This is a genomic window from Gemmatimonadaceae bacterium (genome assembly GCA_035533015.1).
GTDB lineage: Bacteria > Gemmatimonadota > Gemmatimonadetes > Gemmatimonadales > Gemmatimonadaceae > JAGWRI01.
The window spans coordinates 1-17,724 of sequence record DATLUQ010000001.1; the positions used below are offsets into that span (position 1 = coordinate 1).

Annotated in this window: 10 protein-coding genes; 8 read left to right on the forward strand and 2 right to left on the reverse strand. The window is 67.9% G+C overall.

The window, feature by feature from the left end; all coding sequences use genetic code 11:
* On the forward strand, positions 1 to 744 hold a 744-nt coding region (locus VNF92_00005), incomplete at its 5' end, for a phosphatase PAP2 family protein (GenBank protein HVA56252.1).
* Positions 745 to 771: 27 nt separating this feature from the next.
* On the opposite strand, the gene VNF92_00010 is transcribed toward VNF92_00005, so the two are convergent.
* Positions 772 to 1,512 carry a Crp/Fnr family transcriptional regulator gene (locus tag VNF92_00010; protein HVA56253.1) on the reverse strand — a complete coding sequence of 247 codons (741 nt, stop codon included), beginning with the start codon at positions 1,510 to 1,512 and terminating at the stop codon, positions 772 to 774.
* Between the two features lie 159 nt (positions 1,513 to 1,671).
* Between VNF92_00010 and VNF92_00015 the strand changes: the two genes are divergently transcribed.
* The 4 genes from VNF92_00015 (at position 1,672) to VNF92_00030 (ending at position 8,648) form a co-directional block, all read left to right on the forward strand.
* Entirely contained in the window at positions 1,672 to 2,259 is a 588-nt protein-coding gene (locus VNF92_00015; protein HVA56254.1) for a metal-dependent hydrolase, read from the forward strand.
* A 62-nt stretch (positions 2,260 to 2,321) separates the two neighbouring features.
* Complete coding sequence (locus VNF92_00020) at positions 2,322 to 4,010, forward strand: M1 family metallopeptidase (protein ID HVA56255.1); 1,689 nt, start codon at positions 2,322 to 2,324, stop codon at positions 4,008 to 4,010.
* Positions 4,011 to 4,061: 51 nt separating this feature from the next.
* Entirely contained in the window at positions 4,062 to 6,140 is a 2,079-nt protein-coding gene (locus VNF92_00025) for a M13 family metallopeptidase (GenBank protein ID HVA56256.1), read from the forward strand.
* A gap of 78 nt (positions 6,141 to 6,218) precedes the next feature.
* Positions 6,219 to 8,648, forward strand: coding sequence for a M1 family aminopeptidase (locus tag VNF92_00030; protein ID HVA56257.1), 2,430 nt, complete (start codon positions 6,219 to 6,221; stop codon positions 8,646 to 8,648).
* 47 nt (positions 8,649 to 8,695) lie between these two features.
* On the opposite strand, the gene VNF92_00035 is transcribed toward VNF92_00030, so the two are convergent.
* Positions 8,696 to 10,336: a hypothetical protein gene (locus VNF92_00035; protein ID HVA56258.1), complete on the reverse strand. Its 1,641-nt coding sequence runs from the start codon at positions 10,334 to 10,336 to the stop codon at positions 8,696 to 8,698.
* A gap of 463 nt (positions 10,337 to 10,799) precedes the next feature.
* Between VNF92_00035 and VNF92_00040 the strand changes: the two genes are divergently transcribed.
* The 3 genes from VNF92_00040 to VNF92_00050 all read left to right on the forward strand — a co-directional run bounded on the left by VNF92_00040 (position 10,800) and on the right by VNF92_00050 (position 17,718).
* Positions 10,800 to 13,115 carry an ATP-binding protein gene (locus VNF92_00040; GenBank protein ID HVA56259.1) on the forward strand — a complete coding sequence of 772 codons (2,316 nt, stop codon included), beginning with the start codon at positions 10,800 to 10,802 and terminating at the stop codon, positions 13,113 to 13,115.
* 171 nt (positions 13,116 to 13,286) lie between these two features.
* A complete protein-coding gene (locus VNF92_00045) occupies positions 13,287 to 14,600 on the forward strand; it encodes a TolC family protein (protein ID HVA56260.1) in 1,314 nt (437 codons plus the stop codon).
* Positions 14,601 to 14,733: 133 nt separating this feature from the next.
* Positions 14,734 to 17,718: a hypothetical protein gene (locus VNF92_00050; protein HVA56261.1), complete on the forward strand. Its 2,985-nt coding sequence runs from the start codon at positions 14,734 to 14,736 to the stop codon at positions 17,716 to 17,718.
* Positions 17,719 to 17,724: the final 6 nt, after the last annotated feature.

A 17,724-nucleotide genomic window follows, 5' to 3' on the forward strand; every position in this document is an offset into this window, starting at 1 on the left:
TCCCCGCCGTTGTTCACGCGGCGCGACGCTTGGATGGCGCTCGGCTTCACGGCCGCGACCGCCGCGGCGCTGCCTTTCGACCAGATGGTCGCGGGCAACCTCCAGCTTCCGGCCAACCAGAACGAGCCGGGTCTCGTTCGCTCGTCGGCGCTGTTTCGCAACCTGGCCGATCCGGGCACCGTGTACATCAGCGGCGGGCTGTTCGCGGTCGGGAAGATGTTCGGCAACGCGACCCTTACGGAAATGGGGCTCCATGCGAGCGAGGCACTGGTCGTGGCCTCGGTCGCCGGCTTTGTGCTCAAGGGTGCGGTCGGACGGCCGCTGCCACGCCAGCACAGCGCCGACGCTGACAGCTACAAGTTCGGCCGCGGCATTCGCGTGGACGGCAACTGGCAGGCCTTCCCGTCGGGGCACACGCTGGCCGCATTCTCGGTTGCCTCCGCCATCACCGCCGAGGCGCAGTGGCGGTGGCCGGCCGCAGCCGGGTTCGTCGGGGCCCTCACCTACGGTACGGCAGCCGCCGCCGGGATTTCGCGCCTATACAACAATGCGCATTGGGTGAGCGACATCATTTTCGGCGCCGGGATCGGGGTGTTCTCGGGCGTCAAGACCGTCGAGTACGCGCGGACGCATCCGAACAACTGGTTCGACCGCGTGCTCGCGCACGCCGGCGTATCGCCGGCGCCTGGGCGGGGAATGACCGTGGGGCTGCATTTCTCGACGTCAGGTGGCGCGAATCGCTGATCGCGGGCACTGACGGCCGTCGTCGTGCTACGGCCCTGACCGGCGCCGGTCGTTCATGCCGGCGAAGTCCGTAGAACTGTGCGCTGTGGCGGCGCGGCGCGGGTGGCCGGCCGCCAATTCCAGCGCCTCGCGATTCTCGAGCGTGATGCCCCGATGCGCCACACTGATCACGCCCTGACCCACCAGGTCGCCCAGCGCGCGAGACACTGACTCGCGGGTGGATCCTACCATCTGGCCAATGAGTTGGTGCGTGGGCGGCTTGGGGATGTGTACGCCATCTCCCTGATCGGCGAGTTGGAGCAGGAGGTGGCATACGCGCCCCGGCACGTCGAGCAGGATGAGCCCGCCGATCTTGTGGTCGGCTTCCTGGAGGCGGTTGCACAGCGAACGGAGCAACCCGAGCGCCACTCCCGGCATGGCCATCACGATGCGGTAGAGATCCTCGCGGCGTAGCGTGAGTAGCCGCGAGTCTTCCATGGCGATCACCGTCGTCGCCGGCGCGTCGGCCTCGAACAGCGCCATCTCGCCGAAGAACTCGCCGGCCTGGCGAATGGAGAGGATCACTTCACGGCCATCCTCGGCGATGAGCATGGACTTCACCTGGCCGGAGACGATCACGTAGAAGGTGTCCAGCGGGTCATGGCCGGAGACGATCAGGGCGTTCTTGGGATAGTCGCGCGGACGCGCCACACGTCCCAGCTCCTCGAGGTCGTTCTCGCGGAGTTGGCCGAACAGCGGGATGGTGCGGAGGTAACTGGTGACGGTCATTGGGGGAGGGCTCGTTCCATGGTTCGACGAAACGCAACCCGGGCCGGTCCCGGGCGCACGACGGCCACACCATGTGGACGCGGCGGCGCGCACGGCGTAACGTGGCCGCGCCGGTGCCCCCGATTAGGTTTCACCGTTCATGCTCCGTCCATCCGTTCGATGATCGTCGGCCACCTTGGCCTCGCCCTCGGCGCCCGCGCCGTGGACCCCGAGGCGCCGCTTGGCTGGCTCGTGGCCGCGACCATGGCGCCCGACATTCTGGACCTCACGATCGCCGCAGGCGGGTACTGCAATTCGGGCGGTGTCTACACCCATTCTCTCGTCGCCATTGCTGCAACCGCCTCCGTGCTCGGGGCGGCCGCGGCCTGGCAGACGCGCAGCGGCAAGACGGCGCTGGTTATTGCCGCTCTCGTCGTGTCGCACCTGCTCGCCGACTACATCGTCGGCCGCAAGGCGCTTTGGTTGGGAGGCCCGGTCTGGGGCTTCGATCTCTACCGCTGGCCGTGGGCGGATTTTCTGGTCGAAGCGACGACGATCGCCGGTGGCTGGTGGGCGGCGCGCCGGTGGGGCGATCTGCCGCGGTGGGCCAGTTCGAGAGTTGCCGTGGTGGTCCTCATATTGGCCCAGATGGGGGCCGACGCGGTGCAGAATGGCGGCGCGTCCCATGATGCGACGAGCTGTGCCAAGGCGTGGGTATTCGAGCGAGACCGCGTGGACCATCGGGAAGGCGAATACCGCCATCGGTGACAGCGGCCGGGCCGGCGAGTAAGATGAAGGGTCCCGTTCCCGCCTTCGAGCCCGATATCGTCATGCGTCCAATCGCTTCCGCGGTCGCGTTGCTGCTCGCGCTCGCCCCCGTCGCGCCCCTGCTTGCCCAGAGCGGGCCGCGGACGTACACCCACGCTGACACGCTGCGCGGGTCCAACGGCCCCGCGCGCGCCTGGTGGGACGTGACCTTCTACGATCTCAGCGTCCGCGTGGATCCCGCCGACAGCAGCATCAGCGGGTTCACGGGCATCACGTATCGCGTACTGCACCCCGACCAGGAAATGCAGATCGATCTGCAGGAGCCCATGCTGGTGGACAGCATGATCCAGAGCGGCCGCGCGCTCGCCTACCGGCGGGATGGCAACGCCTTCTTCGTCGCTCTCGTGGCGCCGCAGCGAACGGGGGCCGTGGACGCCATCACCGTCTATTTCCACGGCAAGCCGGTGGTGGCGAAGAATCCCCCGTGGGACGGCGGTTACATCTGGCAGCACGACAGCCTGGGCAATCGATGGGTGGCCACAGCCAACGAGGGGCTCGGCGCCAGCGCGTGGTGGCCCGACAAGGACTACCTGGCCGACGAGCCCGACAGCCAGCGGATCGCCGTCACCGTGCCCGATCCGATGATCGACGTTTCGAACGGGCGGCTGCGCAGCACCACGCACCATGCCGACGGCACGACGACCTATGAATGGTTCGTCCAGAACCCGATCAACAACTACGACGTCGAAGTGAACGCCGGCAGCTACGCGCATTACCGCGAGACCTATCAGGGCGAGGACGGTCCCCTGACGATGGACTTCTGGCCTCTCGCCTACCATCTGGACGCCGCCGAGCGCCAGTGGGCCCAGGCCGTGCCGATGATGAAGTGCTTCGAGCACTGGTTCGGGCCGTACCCGTGGTACGCGGACGGCTACAAGCTCATCGAAGCCCCGCACCTGGGCATGGAACATCAGAGCGGCGTGGCCTACGGCAATCATTTCGAAAATGGCTATCTGGGGCGAGATCTCTCGCACACGGGGCTCGGTCTGGCGTGGGATTTCATCATCGTGCACGAGAGCGCTCACGAATGGTGGGGCAACAACATCACCATGCGCGACCAGGCCGACATGTGGATCCACGAGGGCTTCGCCAACTACGCCGAGTCGATCTACGAGGAGTGCCAGGACGGAAAGGAAGCGGGGGCCCGGTACGTGATCGGCGTACGCCAGAACGTGCGCAACGACCGCCCGATCATTCCGGCCTACGGGGTGAACGCCGAGGGATCAGGCGACATGTACTACAAGGCGGGCAACATGCTGCACACCATCCGCCAGATCGTGAACGACGACGAGAAGTGGCGCGGCATCCTCCGTGGCCTGAACAGGACCTTCTGGCACCAGACCGTGACGGGGCAGCAGGTGGAGGACTATATCAGCCGGCAGGCCGGCATCGACCTCAGCAAGGTGTTCCAGGAGTACCTCACGACCACGATGATCCCCGTGCTCGAGTACCGAATTGCCGGCGATACGCTCTGGTCGCGCTGGTCGAACGTCGTTCCCGGATTCGACATGCCGGTGAAGGTCTGGTTCGGCGCCGGCCGGTCGGCATTCCTCCGGCCGTCGGAGCGCTGGGGCCCGGTCGCGCTCACGGGCGACCAGGCGCTCGCCCAGCCCGGCGATTTTGCGGTGGATGAGAACTTCTACGTGACGGCCAAGAACGTCGGCGCCGCCGCCGCGTCCCACCGGCCGTGACCGCGCGCCGAACGATCACCAACGGATTCCCGAACCCACGGAGTTGCGTTCATGTCTCGCCACGCTGACGGTCTGCGCGCCGCTATGGCGCTCGTGCTGGTCGCACTTGCCACGTCGTGTACCCTCAAGCAGGAGGCACCGTCCACCGGCGGCGCGCTGGCGCCGCTCAAGGTGGTCGACGTCGCCTACATGGACACGACGGTCAAGGCCTGCACCGACTTCTTCGAGTTCGCCAACGGCGCCTGGCTCAAGACCGACACGATCCCCGCGGCGTATTCGTCGTCCGGTGTGTTCAAGGACATGGCCGACCGCAACGAACTCGTGGTGCGTTCGGTGCTCGAGGATGCCGAAGCCGCGCGCGCCGCGCTGCCCGACACCAGCACGCAGCGCAAGCTCGGCACGTTCTACGCCACCTGCATGGACTCCACGGCCGCCGAGTCGGCCGGCATCGACCCGCTCAAGCCCACCCTCGCGGCGATCGACTCCATCAGCGGGCAGCCGTCGCTGCTCGCCACCGTGGCCCGTCTGCAGATGAACGGCGCCAACGTGCTGTTCAGCTATTACCCGTCGGTGAATGTCCACGATGCGGCGCACTACATCGCCGACGTCGATCGTGGCGGCCTGGGGTTGCCCGATCGCGACTATTACCTCAACCCTGCGGCGTCCGCCGACTCGATGCGCCGGGCATACGTGGCCCATGTCGCGCGGATGTTCTCGCTTGCCGGCGAAGACTCGATCGCCGCGGCCGCCGATGCCAAACGCGTGATGGCGGTGGAGACCGAGATGGCGAAGGCTCAGCTGTCCCGCGTGGCCCGCCGCGACCCCAAGGTGAGCGACCACCAGATGCCGCTGGCCGAGTTCGCGAAGCTCACGCCGAGCGTGCAGTGGGCGTCGTACTTCCGCGAGATCGGCGTCACCGCGCCGGTCGCCACGTTGAACGTCGACGAACCGGCGTACATGAAAGCCGTGAGCGCGCTGCTCGCGAGCCGCCCGCTCGCCGATTGGCGCGCCTATCTGCGTTACCATGCGGTGTCCAGCGCGGCGCCCTGGCTCTCGTCGCCGTTCGTCAACGAGAACTTCGCTTTCAGTTCGCGATTCACGGGCGCCAAGCAGCTGTTGCCGCGATGGAAGCGCTGCCTGCGCGCCACCGACGGGGAGATGGGCGAGGCGCTGGGCCAGGCGTACGTGGCCAAGACCTTCCCGCCCGAGGCCAAGGCCAAGGCCACGCAGGTCATCCACGACGTGCGCGCCGCATTCAAGGAGCGGCTCATGCACCTCACCTGGATGTCCGATTCCACCCGCGCGCATGCACTCGACAAGCTCGCCAAGATGCGTGAGAAGATCGGCTACCCCGACAAGTGGCGCGACTATTCCAAGCTGCAGGTGAGCGACCAGCCGTTCGTGCTCAACGTCATGGCAGCCGACCACTTCGAGTGGAGCCGGGTCGCCAACCGCCCCGGACAGCCGGTGGACACCACCGAATGGGACATCACCGTGCCGACGGTCAACGCGTACTACGACCCGACGAAGAACGAGATGGTGTTCCCGGCGGGCGCCCTCGTTCCCCAGACCTTCGACCCCAATGCCGACGACGGTGCCAACTACGGATCGCTGGGGGGCAGTTGGGCGGGGCACGAGCAGACCCACGGATTCGATGACGAGGGGCGCCATTACGACGCTCAGGGCAACCTCCGCGACTGGTGGACCGCCGCCGACGCCAAGCGCTTCAACGCCCAGGCCCAACTCGACGCCAAGCAATACGACGGGTACATCCAGGTCGATACGTTCCACGTGAACGGCGAATTGACGCTCGGCGAGAATATCGCCGACTACGGCGGTGCGCTCACCGGCTACGACGCGCTCGAGACCGCACTGGCGCGCGACGGCCGTCCGGCGTTGATCGACGGCTACACACCGGAACAGCGCTACTTCATCTCGTTCGCGCAGAGCTTCCGGTCGCATTCGCGCCCCGAGGAACTGCGCAGCCGCGTCACCGTCGACCCGCACTCGCCGGAGCGCTGGCGCGTGAACGGCCCGCTGTCCGACATGGAGGCGTTCGCCAAGGCGTTCGGCTGCAAGCCGGGCGATCCCATGGTGCGGCCGCGCGACCTCGTGCCGAACATCTGGTAGCCCTACACACTCCATCGCCCCGGTGGGGCCCTCTCCTCCCGGCATGCCACCGGCCGACCCACTTCACCTGGAATGTCCATGCGTATCTCGATTGCCACTGCCTGCCTCGTCCTCGTCGCTGCCACGGCGTCGGCGCAGACCAACACCGCGCTGATGGCGGTGGACCACTACGCCCGCTCGCACGACTACGACCTGATCCACCAGCGCATCGTCGTGTCCGATTTCAACTGGGACTCGACGTCGTTCAAGGGCGTGGTGACGACAACGCTCGTTGCCCGGCGTCCCGATCTCGATTCGGTCGTCGTCGACGAGGGCGCGCTGCTCCAGAACACCAAGGTCACGGGCCCCGACGGCCGGCTCATCCGCACGGCACGGCACGGCGACACCCTGGTCGTCTTCCCGCCCCACCCGGCGGCGTTCGGCGACACGGTGGTGTTCACGGTGGCGTACGACGGCAAGGTCGACAACGGGCGCGGCCTCACCTACATCACCCCCGACGGCCTCACGCATCGGCCCCGGCAGATCTGGAGCCAGGGGGAAGACATGAACAATCACTTCTGGTTCCCGACCTACGACTTCCCTAACGACAAGGCGTCGTGGGAAATCGTCGCGACGGTGGACAAGCGTGACGTGGCCGTGTCCAACGGCCGCCTTGTGTCGGACGTGGCGCACGGCGCAGTGCACACCATGACCTGGCGCGAGGATCTGCCGTCGGCGACGTATCTCGTGTCGCTCGTCATCGGCCCCTTTGCCAAGATCCACGACAACTGGAAGGGCGTTCCGGTGGACTACTACGTCTACCACGCCGACAGCGCGAAGGCGTGGCGGTTGTTCCACCACACCCCCGACATGATCGACACCTACTCGACGCTCACCGGCGTCAAGTATCCATGGTCCAAGTACGCCCAGACCACGGTGGCCGACTTCTTCGGCGGTATGGAGAACGTGAGCGCCACGACGCTCGTCGATTGGCTTCCCGACACGCGGGCGTACCTCGACCGCCCGTGGTACTTGTGGCTCCTCATCCCGCACGAGCTGGCCCACCAATGGTTCGGCGATTTCGTGACCACCGAGGACTGGGCCAACCTCTGGCTCAACGAAGGCTTCGCCGAGTTCATGCCCGGGCAGTACTGGGGCCGGAAACTCGGCGCGCACGCCGCCCAGGATTACTACAGCGACGAGTACCGCGATTTCATGACCATCGACGCTCGCCGGCCGATGGCGCTGGCGTCATATCAATCCGATAATATCTATCCCAAGGGCGCCCTCGTACTCCAGATGCTCGAGGACTATCTGGGGCCCCAGCGTTTTTGGGCGTCCGTCCATACCTACCTCACCGGACACGCGGCCGGCAACGCCACGTCGGACGACCTGCGCCAGGCGGTGTTGGCCGCCACTGGCGAGAACCTCGACTGGTTCTGGAGCGAATGGGTGTACGGCGCGGGCTATCCCAAGTTCGACGTCGCGGCCGCGTACGACAGCGTCGCCCACGCCGTCACCTTGCACGTGATGCAGACCCAACAGGACACCCTCAAGCCAGATCGTAACGGCGTCCAGTTCCACGTGGCCGACGTGTTCCAGATGCCGGTGACCGTGCGCGTCGGTACGGCGCACGGCGACGTGGTGGCGCATGCGCAGCTCGACGCGCGGGATCAGACGATCACCGTGCCGGGCGTGGAGAGCGCCCCCACGATGGTGGTGTTCGACGACGGCAATCACGTGCTCAAGGGGCTCACCTTCGACGAGCCCACGGCGTGGCTCGCCACCCAGCTCGCCCGCGATCCCAACCTCTGGAACCGCGAGTGGGCGATCGCGCAACTGGCCGAGCGCCCCGCCGATAGCGGCGCCGGTGAGGCGCTGCGCAATGCCGCTCTCCACGCCGACTACTTCCTCACCCGCGAGCAGGCGGTGACGGCCCTGGGCGCCTTTGGGGCCGGCGACGCGCTGGATGCGGTGGCGCAGGCGGCGCACGACACGTCGGCCGCCGTACGCGCCGCCGCCGTGTCGGCCCTCGGCCAATTGGGAGGCGAACACGCCATCGGATTGATCCGCGATGCGTTCGCGCACGATAGCAGCTACGGGGTGCGTGCCGCGGCCGTGTCGGCCCTGGCCCGCGCCGACTCCGCGGGTGCCCCGGCGGTGATCGCGCAGGCGCTCGCCACCCCGTCGTATCGGGAGGTGATCCGGCACGCGGCCCTTCAGGCGATCGCCCAACTCAACGACACGGCCCGCACGGCCGACGTCGAACGGATGCTGGACCTCGACGGCCTGCCGTCGCAGGTGCTCGGCGTGTTCGCGGCCCGCGGTGACGAGCGCGCGCTCGACATCCTGGTCCGCCATCTGAACGACGAACGAGCGGGAGTCCGCCGCTACGTGCTGCAGGGATTCCGGGTTGCGCTCTCGCGCCCCGACCACGCCGCCGTGTTGGCCCGGCTCGAGAGTGCCGTGGGCGGCCTGCGCTACGCCGATACCCGGAAAGCCGTGGAGGCGATGATCGCGGGCAAGTAACCGCCGGGGAGCGGCGGAGCCAAGGGGTTGTCAACCCGGGCGGGTGCCTACTGCCCGTCCGGGAGGCGGAAGATGGCCAGTTGAGGGCGTAGCGACGGGGTGAGCGCGCGCGAGCCGGGTGCCGAAAAGTGCAGTGTCACGGCGCTTGCCGATGCCGGCGTGTCGAGTCGGTAGAACGCGCCCGCGCCGGGCGGCATTCCGGCCGGCGTCGTGTCGCTGGTGATCGGCTTGAGCTGCAGCGGCATGGCATACGGAATCTCGGCCGACGCGCCCGAGGTCGTGAACAGCCGCGCCCACAGCTGGCGCAGATTGCGGGTGAGGAACCGGTCGGCGGAAGGCGCCGTGGCCCGCGGGAGCCCGGAGAGGCTGTCGGTGTAGAGTGCCAGTCCGAAGTCGGCGAACAGGATGGGGAACGACTGGCCCGAAGCCGCCTCGATGCCGGCCACGCCGACGGACGAGGAGTTCTCCAGCTTTCGGTAGATGCTCGTGCCGTACTGGTCGCCCAGCCAGTGCACGAGCGCCCAGTCGCCGCCTCTCCAGTCGAATCCGTTGTCGGCGTCACTGTGCAGCGTGACGCTCGCCGCGTCGGGCCCGAGCGCGTACTGGTACGAATCGTACACGAAGCCGTTCACGAAGCCCTGGGACGAGTCGGGGAACAACTGCGACGCATCGTGCCGGCACGCCGGCGGCGGGCACCTGTTCTCGTAATACAGCGAGCCCAGTTCTTCAGCCGCGATGCTCATCCCCTCGTCCAACCACCCCTGCTGCGGCGCCCCGCCGCCCAGGACGACGTGTCGCGAGAAGCTGATCAGATGCTGCAACTCGTGCAGGAAGGTGGCGGGCGTGCTGGCCATGACGTCGCCGACGGTGTGCGCGCAACTCACCTTGGCGCCCGGGTCGGGCACGATGGAATAGAACACCTCGCCGTGATTGGAATTCTCGTCCGACGAGCCGTCGAAATCCACCGGGTCGAAGAAGCCGAGCACATAGCCCAGGGTCACGCAGGACAGGCGCGGCGTATCGGCGTTGACCACCGGCGACATGAGCATGATCACGCGCCCGTTCTGATCCACGTCCGACGGCTGGCCGAAGGCCGCCGTATCGATCGGATAGAGCGTCTGGTCGAAATAGGCGCCGAACTGCTGCACCTGCGCGTCCGAGAGGCCCGGAAGCGGCGCGAGCGTGTCGATATACAGCAGCACGCTCCCGCCAACATGACGGAGCTGGGCGGCAACGGTCTTCCACGTGGCGCTCGCCGAGGAAAGCGATGACCGCACGTGGAAGGTGCGCACGCTGCCCACCGGGGGTGGCGCGACGCTCGCGGCGGCGCGAGCCGCGTTGGCGCGAACGGACGCGCTTCGAAACGCACCAGCGGCGGCCATCCGCGCCCCGTCCGCCCGGAGCGCGCCATCGAACGCCGCCTGCCGCGGGTTCGGATGCATCGAAGAGCGGGTGGCTCCATCCAGCGAGCCAGCGGGCGCGGGCGCGGCCGACGGCGTTGACGCGGCCGCGGCGGCATTGGCGGTCGAGAGCGTGTACGACACTGCGTAGTCGGCGCCCTGGTCGGTCGCGAACTGCGGGACCACGAGGTAGCTCGCCCCGGCGCCCGCCACCGTGACCGTCGTGCCGCCGTTGCTGCAGTCGACGCGCGCCGTCTGGGCAACTGCCAAGCGCAGGGTGTCGGCCACGGAACATCGGGCGATCGTCGCCTCCGCCGGTGGCGGCCTGGTCACGATGTCAGCGGTCGTGCCCCCGCCGCACCCCGCTGCCGCGGCGGCCAGGCCGACCGCGACGCGGCGGACACAGGCGGAGCACGTGCTGGAGGGGCAGGAGCGGGTCGTCAATGGCGAGGGCGGAGGCTGGGGGTGGGGCGGGCGATACCGCGTCGGCCTGGCGGAGCGTCTCGCGGCCATGCGAAAGTCAACGTAAGCATGTTCGGTGGGTTCCGCCACGAGAGCCGCGTGGGCGCGAAGGCGCCACCTCCCGGAGGCCGGTGGGCGACTCGGGCCCGCGCTCCGCGCGAACAATCTGTAGAGAACCGTCATGACGGAGGCACCTGGGGTATCGGGCCACTTGCGCCTGGCAATTCCTCGCGTAATCTCCGAGATTAGCGTGGGCGTTAATGACTCATCATCGAGGGCGATGGGGGACATGGATCCTTCCCGGGCACGGCGCCGCGACTCGGGCGGCATCGCTGGGCTGAGACGCTACAGTACGCTGTTCGGGGTCGCGTTGGCGGCGTTCGGCCTGGCCGAGGTCGGACTGTTTGCCCTGCAACGCTCGACCTCGCGATGGGCCGACCACAGTCGCGAGGTGGCCCGCCTCGCCCAGACGGGTTACGCCCTGGCTCTGGAGCGCGAGGAGATGGCCAACGCCTTCCTTCTCTCGGGTGGCCGCATGGTCCCGACGCCCGGCGAAGGCTCGCCCGCCCCCGTCGATTCCACGCTGGACTCTCTGGTCGTTCTCACGGCCGATAATCCTTCGCAGATGGCCCGCGCTCGTGAGATTGGTTCGACGTTTCGTGCCTGGGACACAGGCTTCGCTGCGCCCGCGCTTGCCGGCGCGCTCAGTCCCGCGGCGGCGGCCAATCTTGATAAGCCGTTGTTCGCGCCGCTGCGCACCGCATTCGCGGAATTCCTCACCGCCGAAGACGTCCTCCACGAAGACCGGGTGGGCCGCAGCCGCATTCTCGGTTGGCTCGCCCTCATCGCGATGTTGTTTCCGAGCGGCATTCTCGCCGCGCTGGTCGTGGCATCCGGCCGGCGGTTCGCGGGGCAGGCCGACCAACTCGCGGTACAACAGGAACTGCTCGAAGAGCAAGCCGTCGAGTTGGAGCAGCAGGTGGAAGAGCTGGAGACTTCCAATACCGAATTGGCGGAGGCGGCCGAGTCAGCGAACCAGGCTCGGGAGCGGGCCGAGCACGAGGCACACGGTCGCCAGCGGAACGCCGCGCTCCTCGACGCTGCGCTGGTCAGCTCGCCGATCGGGCTCTCGTTGCTCGATACCGATCTGAGGTACATCAGGGTGAATCCAGCGATCGCGGCGATTACCGGACTGGCACCCGAGGCCCACGTGGGGCGCACGCTCCGTGATGTGAATCCGGCGCTCAGTCGCGACATCGAGGCGCAGCTCCGTCAGGTGGTCGAGACGGACGAGCCGATCCAGAATCTGGAGATGGTGCGGCCCGGACCGCGCCCCGAAGCCCGGATCCGGTATCTGTTGCTCAACGTATATCCCATGAAATCCGAGGCCGGCGAAACGCTCGGCCTCGCGGTGGCGGCCCTCGATACCACCGAGCAACGGGAACTGCTGGAGCAGTTCCACCACGCGCAGAAGCTCGAAGCGGTGGGCCGGTTGGCAGCCGGTATCGCCCACGACTTCAACAATCTGCTCACCGTCATCCGCAGCTACTGTGACCTGGCGTTGCTCGAAATGGCGGACGGTGCCGCGGGACGGGATGAGATCGTGCAGATCCGGTTGGCGGCCGAGCGGGCCGCAGCGCTGTCGCGCCAGATGCTCGCCATGAGCCGCAAGCAGGCGATCATCCCGCGACCCCTGGCCGTCAAGGAGCTCGTCACCGAGATCGAACCGATGCTCCTGCGGGTGACGGGCGAGACCGTGTCCCTCGACATACGCTGTCAGCTGTCGGTGGGTCTGGTGCACATCGACCCCACGCACCTGGAGCAGGTGCTCATGAATCTCGTCATCAACGCCGTCGACGCGATGCCCAATGGCGGACGGCTGGTGATCGACGTGCAAGACACGGTGCTCGACGCAGAGGCCGTGAAGCGGTTCGTCGGGCTCAAACCCGGCGGCTACGTTTCACTCGCCGTGCGCGACAGCGGCACCGGGATCGACGACGAAACGCTGAGACGAATCTTCGATCCCTTCTTCACGACGAAGCCGCAGGGCAAGGGCACGGGGCTCGGTCTCTCCACGGTCTACGGCATCGTCCGCGCGGCCGGCGGGCACGTGCACGTGCTGAGCGACGTCGGGGCGGGCACCACGTTCACCGTGTACCTGCCGGTCGGTGCGCCCCGCGATGGCGAGCCCGCGCATACCACCTCGCGGACGGCGCCCGCGGGACCCGTGGCCGGTGGACATGAGGTCGTGCTCGTGGTGGAGGATGACGATCTTCTGCGCACCTCGCTTGCGCGGGCGCTCCGGCGGCGTGGGTTCCAGGTGCTCGAAGCCGCGCACGGCGGTGAGGCGCTTCGCGTGGCGCTCGACCACGACGGTGCGATCGATCTCGTGCTCAGCGACGTCCACATGCCGGGCATGGGAGGCCGCGATCTCGTCGCGCGGTTGCTGGCCGCCCGGCCACGGCTCAAGGCGCTGTTCATGAGTGGTTCGTCCGGGGAGAACGCGAACGTGGCGGGCGAACCGCCGTCCCGCGATGCGTTCATCGCGAAGCCATTTTCGATCGACGATCTTGCCAGGCAGGTGCGCGCGGCGTTGGACGCGTAGCGTCCGATCTTGGGACGGGCAATCCCATTTTCGACCATGCGGGTTCGATCCGGATTCACCGGGGAGTGTCCAAGCCTAGTGTCTGAAATGACTTAGAGAGATTGCGCCTCGGCATGGGCCTTGCTATCCCTGGGGGGTGTCTAACCACGAAACGTCCCGCGGAGATCCTCGATGCGCTCACCCTTTGTACGGCTCGCCGTCGTCGTCGCACTCGCCTTCCCGGCACTCGGCGCTGCTCAAGCCCCCGACGCCGGGCCTCAGGCCATCTCGCTGGACGACGCCGTGCGTCAGGCGCAGGCCAACTCATGGCAAACGGTGCAGGCAAGAAGCGCATCACGGGTGGCCGACGCGAACTTCAAGAGCGCGGTCGCGGCCTTCCTGCCCAGTTTGAGCGTCGGGCAGTCGGCCTACCACAGCGGAGGCGCGATCTTCCTTCAGGGGTCATTGATCCCCACGTCCAGCCAGTGGAGTTACAGCAAGGGGTATTCGGTGGGGCTCACGCTATTCGACGGGGGCGCGCGGTTCCTGAACTATGCGGCGGCCCGGGCGAACCTTGCGGCCGCCGATCAGAATCAAGTCATCCAGCGCTACGCGATCGCGCTGAACGTGAAGGAGGCGTACTTCGCGGTTCTCGAGGCGCGCGAAGCAGAAGCGGCGGCCGATCAGCAACTCGCGGAGGCGAACGAGCAGCTGGCCGTCACGCAGGCCAAGGTTGCGGGCGGCTCGTTGTCACGGGCCGAATCACTCACCAGTGCCGTGGCCGCGGGGCAGGCCAAACTCGCCGTCATCACGGCTCAGGGCAGTCTCGTGACGGCCAACGCCGCGCTCTCGCGCCTGGTCGGCGGAACCCGCGAAGTGACGGCGATGCCGGCCGATACGGCCCTCGTGCCGACGATCAGCCTCGACAGCGCAACGCTGGAGAAACTCGTACTCGAAGGGCCGAGCGTGCGCCAGGCGGCGCGGCTGGTGGACGCCGATCGGTCCAGCCGCTGGGCGGCGATCACGCGGTACCTCCCGTCGTTCGGGGTGGGCTACTCCTACAGTCGCTACTACGCCAGCGACCATTTCATGATTGGCGGCGGGTCTCTCGTGAATAACCACACCCTCTACTACTTCGCCAACTACTCGCTATTCGACAATTTTCAGCGCGAAGCCAACGTCATAACGGCAAGCGCGAACGCCGACAACGCCAGGGCCCAACTTCGCGATGCCCGCCTCGCTGCCCGCGAGAATCTCGCCCAGTACCTGGCGCAGTTCCGCACCGCGCAGCAGACGATCGACCTCCAGCGGTTAACGATCGAGTCGGCCGAGGAGAACGTGGCCGCCGAGGACGCCAAGTACCGGGCCGGCGCAGCGGCGCTCGTCGACGTGCTCACGGCGCAGACGGCGCTCGCCACGGCGCGCCAGAACCTCATCCAGGCGCGGCTCAACGCCCGCACCGCCAAGGCCCAGATCGAGGCGATCATCGGGAAGGACCTCGAATAGCCCTGGGCGCTTGACGCCCTCCGGTACGCGGGCGTATTTCCCTCGACCGGCCGCGGCTCCTCCCTCCGCGGCGCCGTTTCGTGTAGTACGACCCTTCTCGTGACGCGCCCCCGGGGCGCGTCGGGAGTCCTCTGTGGCCAAGAAGCGTTCCCCCGCCGACTCGCTCGGCGCCACCGACGGCCGGCCGGCGGCACCGTCCGAAAGCCCCGAATCGTCAGTCTCGCGCCGCGACTTCCTCGTCCGCGCCGGCCAGTACGGTTGGACGCTGTCCCTCGCCGCGCCGTTTCTGGGCCGCTCGCTGCTCCCGCGCGCGCTCGGGGCAGCGCCGCCGCGCTCCGCACCGCCGTTGGCGCGCGCCCTGGCCGATGGGATCGTCCGTACGGCGCCCGTCAGCGCGCCGGTCAATCCAGCGCTCTTCTCCGGGCTCAGGTGGCGCATGCTTGGCCCCTTCCGCGGCGGACGTACCGATGCGGTGACCGGTGTGCCGGGCCGGCCCAACGAGTTCTATTTCGGCGCGGTGAATGGCGGCCTCTGGAAATCCATCGACGCCGGGCGCGTGTGGGAACCGGTGTTCGACGACCAGCCGATGGCGTCCATCGGCGCCGTGGCCGTCGCCCCGTCGGCGCCCGACACGGTCTACGTGGGGAGCGGCGAATGCACTCTCCGCGACTCCGTGGGCTACGGCAACGGGATATACAAGTCCACTGATGGCGGACGATCGTGGACGCACCTCGGCCTCGCCGACACGCAGCACATCGGCAAGATCGCCGTGCACCCGCACAACCCGAACATCGTGTTCGTCGCGGCCATCGGACACTTCTACGCTCCGAATCCGGAACGCGGCGTCTTCCGCAGCAAGGACGGCGGCAAGACCTGGCAGAAGGTGCTGTTCAAGAACAACGACGTCGGCGCCATCGAGGTCCAGATCGATCCGTCCAATCCCGACGTCGTGTACGCCGGGCTCTGGAACACGCGCCGGCCCCCGTGGTTCGTGTATGCGCCCTCCAACGGACCGGGCGGTGGCATCTACAAATCCACCGACGGCGGCACGACCTGGAAGGAACTGACCAACGGGCTGCCCACCAAGGGCATGGGCAAGAGCGGCATCGCGATCTCGGCCAGCCATCCGAACCGCGTCTACGCCGTGATCGACAATCTCGAACTGCCACCCGGCGAGAAGCCGCCGGCGACCATCGGACCGTTCGGTGCCGGCGCATTGGGGCAGGGCGGGTTCTTCCGCTCGGACGACGGCGGGGCGCACTGGACCAAGATGTCCGGCGACCCCGCGCTCTGGGGCCGCGGCTGGTACTTCGAGCACGTGGTGTGCGATCCCCGGAACCCCGACATCGTGTACGTGTCCAACGTTGCCGTATCGCGCACCGAGGACGGCGGCAAGACCTGGGTCGCGCTGCGCGGCTCGCCGGGCGGCGACGACTACCATCAGGCGTGGGTCTCTCCCGACGACCCGGATACGATGGTCGTGGCCAGCGATCAGGGCACCATCATCACGCGCAACGCGCGCACCAGCGATCCGCGCGAGGTCACCTGGAGTTCGTGGCTCAACCAGCCCACCGCGCAGATGTACCACATCTCAGTGGATTATCGGTTCCCGTACTGGGTGACCGGCGCCCAGCAGGACAGCGGCGCCGTCGCGGTGTGCGTGCGCGGCAAGTTCGGCGAGATCTCCACCCGCGACTGGGAGCCGATCGGCGCCGGCGGCGAGAGCGGCTACACGGCCGGCGATCCGCTGCATCCGGGCATCATCTATGGCGGTACCGGAAACCGGTTCGACCTCGCGCTCAATCGCAACGTGCCGGGCACGACGGCGCCCGAGGTTCCCGACGGCGTCAAGGTCCGCACGGACTGGACGCAGCCGCTCGTGCTCTCCGAAGCCGATCCGCGCGCGCTGTATTACGCAAACCAGTATATCTTCAAGTCCACCGACTCGGCGCAGACGTGGACGCGCATCAGCGACGATCTCACGCGGCCGATCCCGAGCGTGCCGCCCACACTCGACGAGGCCGGCGCGGCGGACGTCGATCCCACGCGCGGCAACGGCGGCGTGATCTACACCGTCGCGCCCTCGCCGCTGCTCGTGCCGATGATCTGGATCGGGACCGACGACGGGCTGATCAAGGTCACGACCGACGACGGCAAGGAGTGGAGGGACGTCACGCCGCCCGCGCTCACCCCGTGGAGCCGCGTGACGATGATCGAAGCGTCGCACTTCGAGTTCAACACCGCCTACGCCAGCGTCGACCGGCACCAGCTCCAGGACTACGATCCGTACGTCTACCGGACGCGCGACATGGGTCATACCTGGGAGAAGATCACCGCGGGGCTGCCGGCGGGCGTGTACGTGCACACGGTGCGCGAGGACCCGGAGCGCCAGGGCCTGCTGTTCGCCGGCACCGAGCGCGGCGCGTTCGTCTCGTTCGACGACGGGGACCACTGGCAGTCGCTCCAACTGGGCCTGCCCACGACGTCGGTGCGCGACTTCGAGATCTATGCCGGCGACCTGATCGTCGGCACGCACGGTCGCGGCATCTGGGTGATCGACGACATCAGCACGCTCCGCCAGATCAACGACGCGGTGGCAGGTGCCGACGCGTATCTGTTCAAACCGGCCAACGCGTACAACTACGTGCAGGGCGGGGACAACGGTACCCCGCTGCAGAAGGACGAGCCGCAGACGCCCAATCCGCCGGTGGGCGCGTACATCGACTACTATCTGCGGTCCGACGCCCCCGGCGACGTGAAGATCGAGGTGTTGGACGAATCGGGCACGGTGCGCGCCACGTTCGGCAGCGGCGCCCCGGAAGCGCCGACCGGCGGCCGCGGTGGGCGCGGCGGGCGGGGCGGGGGCATCGCCAACGTGTCGCCGCTCTGGCAGCCGACCCCTGAGCCGTTCCAGACTTCGGCCGGCATGCACCGCGTGGTCTTCAACCCGATGGGCGGCGGACGTCGCGGCTTCGGCGGCGGTCGTGGTCGCGGCCGTGGCCGAGCGAGCGGGCCCACGCCGCCCATGACCGGCACGTTCACGGCCCGTCTGACCGTGAACGGCAAGACGTACGAACAGACGTTCGAGATGAAGGCGGATCCCCGGCAGATGGAGTAGCCGTCG

What these genes read in the sequence shown, in the direction of transcription:
- VNF92_00010 (HVA56253.1), bottom strand. Translation starts at nt 1,512, where the DNA reads ATGACCGTCACCAGTTACCTCCGCACCATCCCGCTGTTCGGCCAACTC.
- VNF92_00015 (HVA56254.1), top strand. Translation starts at nt 1,672, where the DNA reads ATGATCGTCGGCCACCTTGGCCTCGCCCTCGGCGCCCGCGCCGTGGAC.
- VNF92_00020 (HVA56255.1), top strand. Translation starts at nt 2,322, where the DNA reads ATGCGTCCAATCGCTTCCGCGGTCGCGTTGCTGCTCGCGCTCGCCCCC.
- VNF92_00025 (HVA56256.1), top strand. Translation starts at nt 4,062, where the DNA reads ATGTCTCGCCACGCTGACGGTCTGCGCGCCGCTATGGCGCTCGTGCTG.
- VNF92_00030 (HVA56257.1), top strand. Translation starts at nt 6,219, where the DNA reads ATGCGTATCTCGATTGCCACTGCCTGCCTCGTCCTCGTCGCTGCCACG.
- VNF92_00040 (HVA56259.1), top strand. Translation starts at nt 10,800, where the DNA reads ATGGATCCTTCCCGGGCACGGCGCCGCGACTCGGGCGGCATCGCTGGG.
- VNF92_00045 (HVA56260.1), top strand. Translation starts at nt 13,287, where the DNA reads ATGCGCTCACCCTTTGTACGGCTCGCCGTCGTCGTCGCACTCGCCTTC.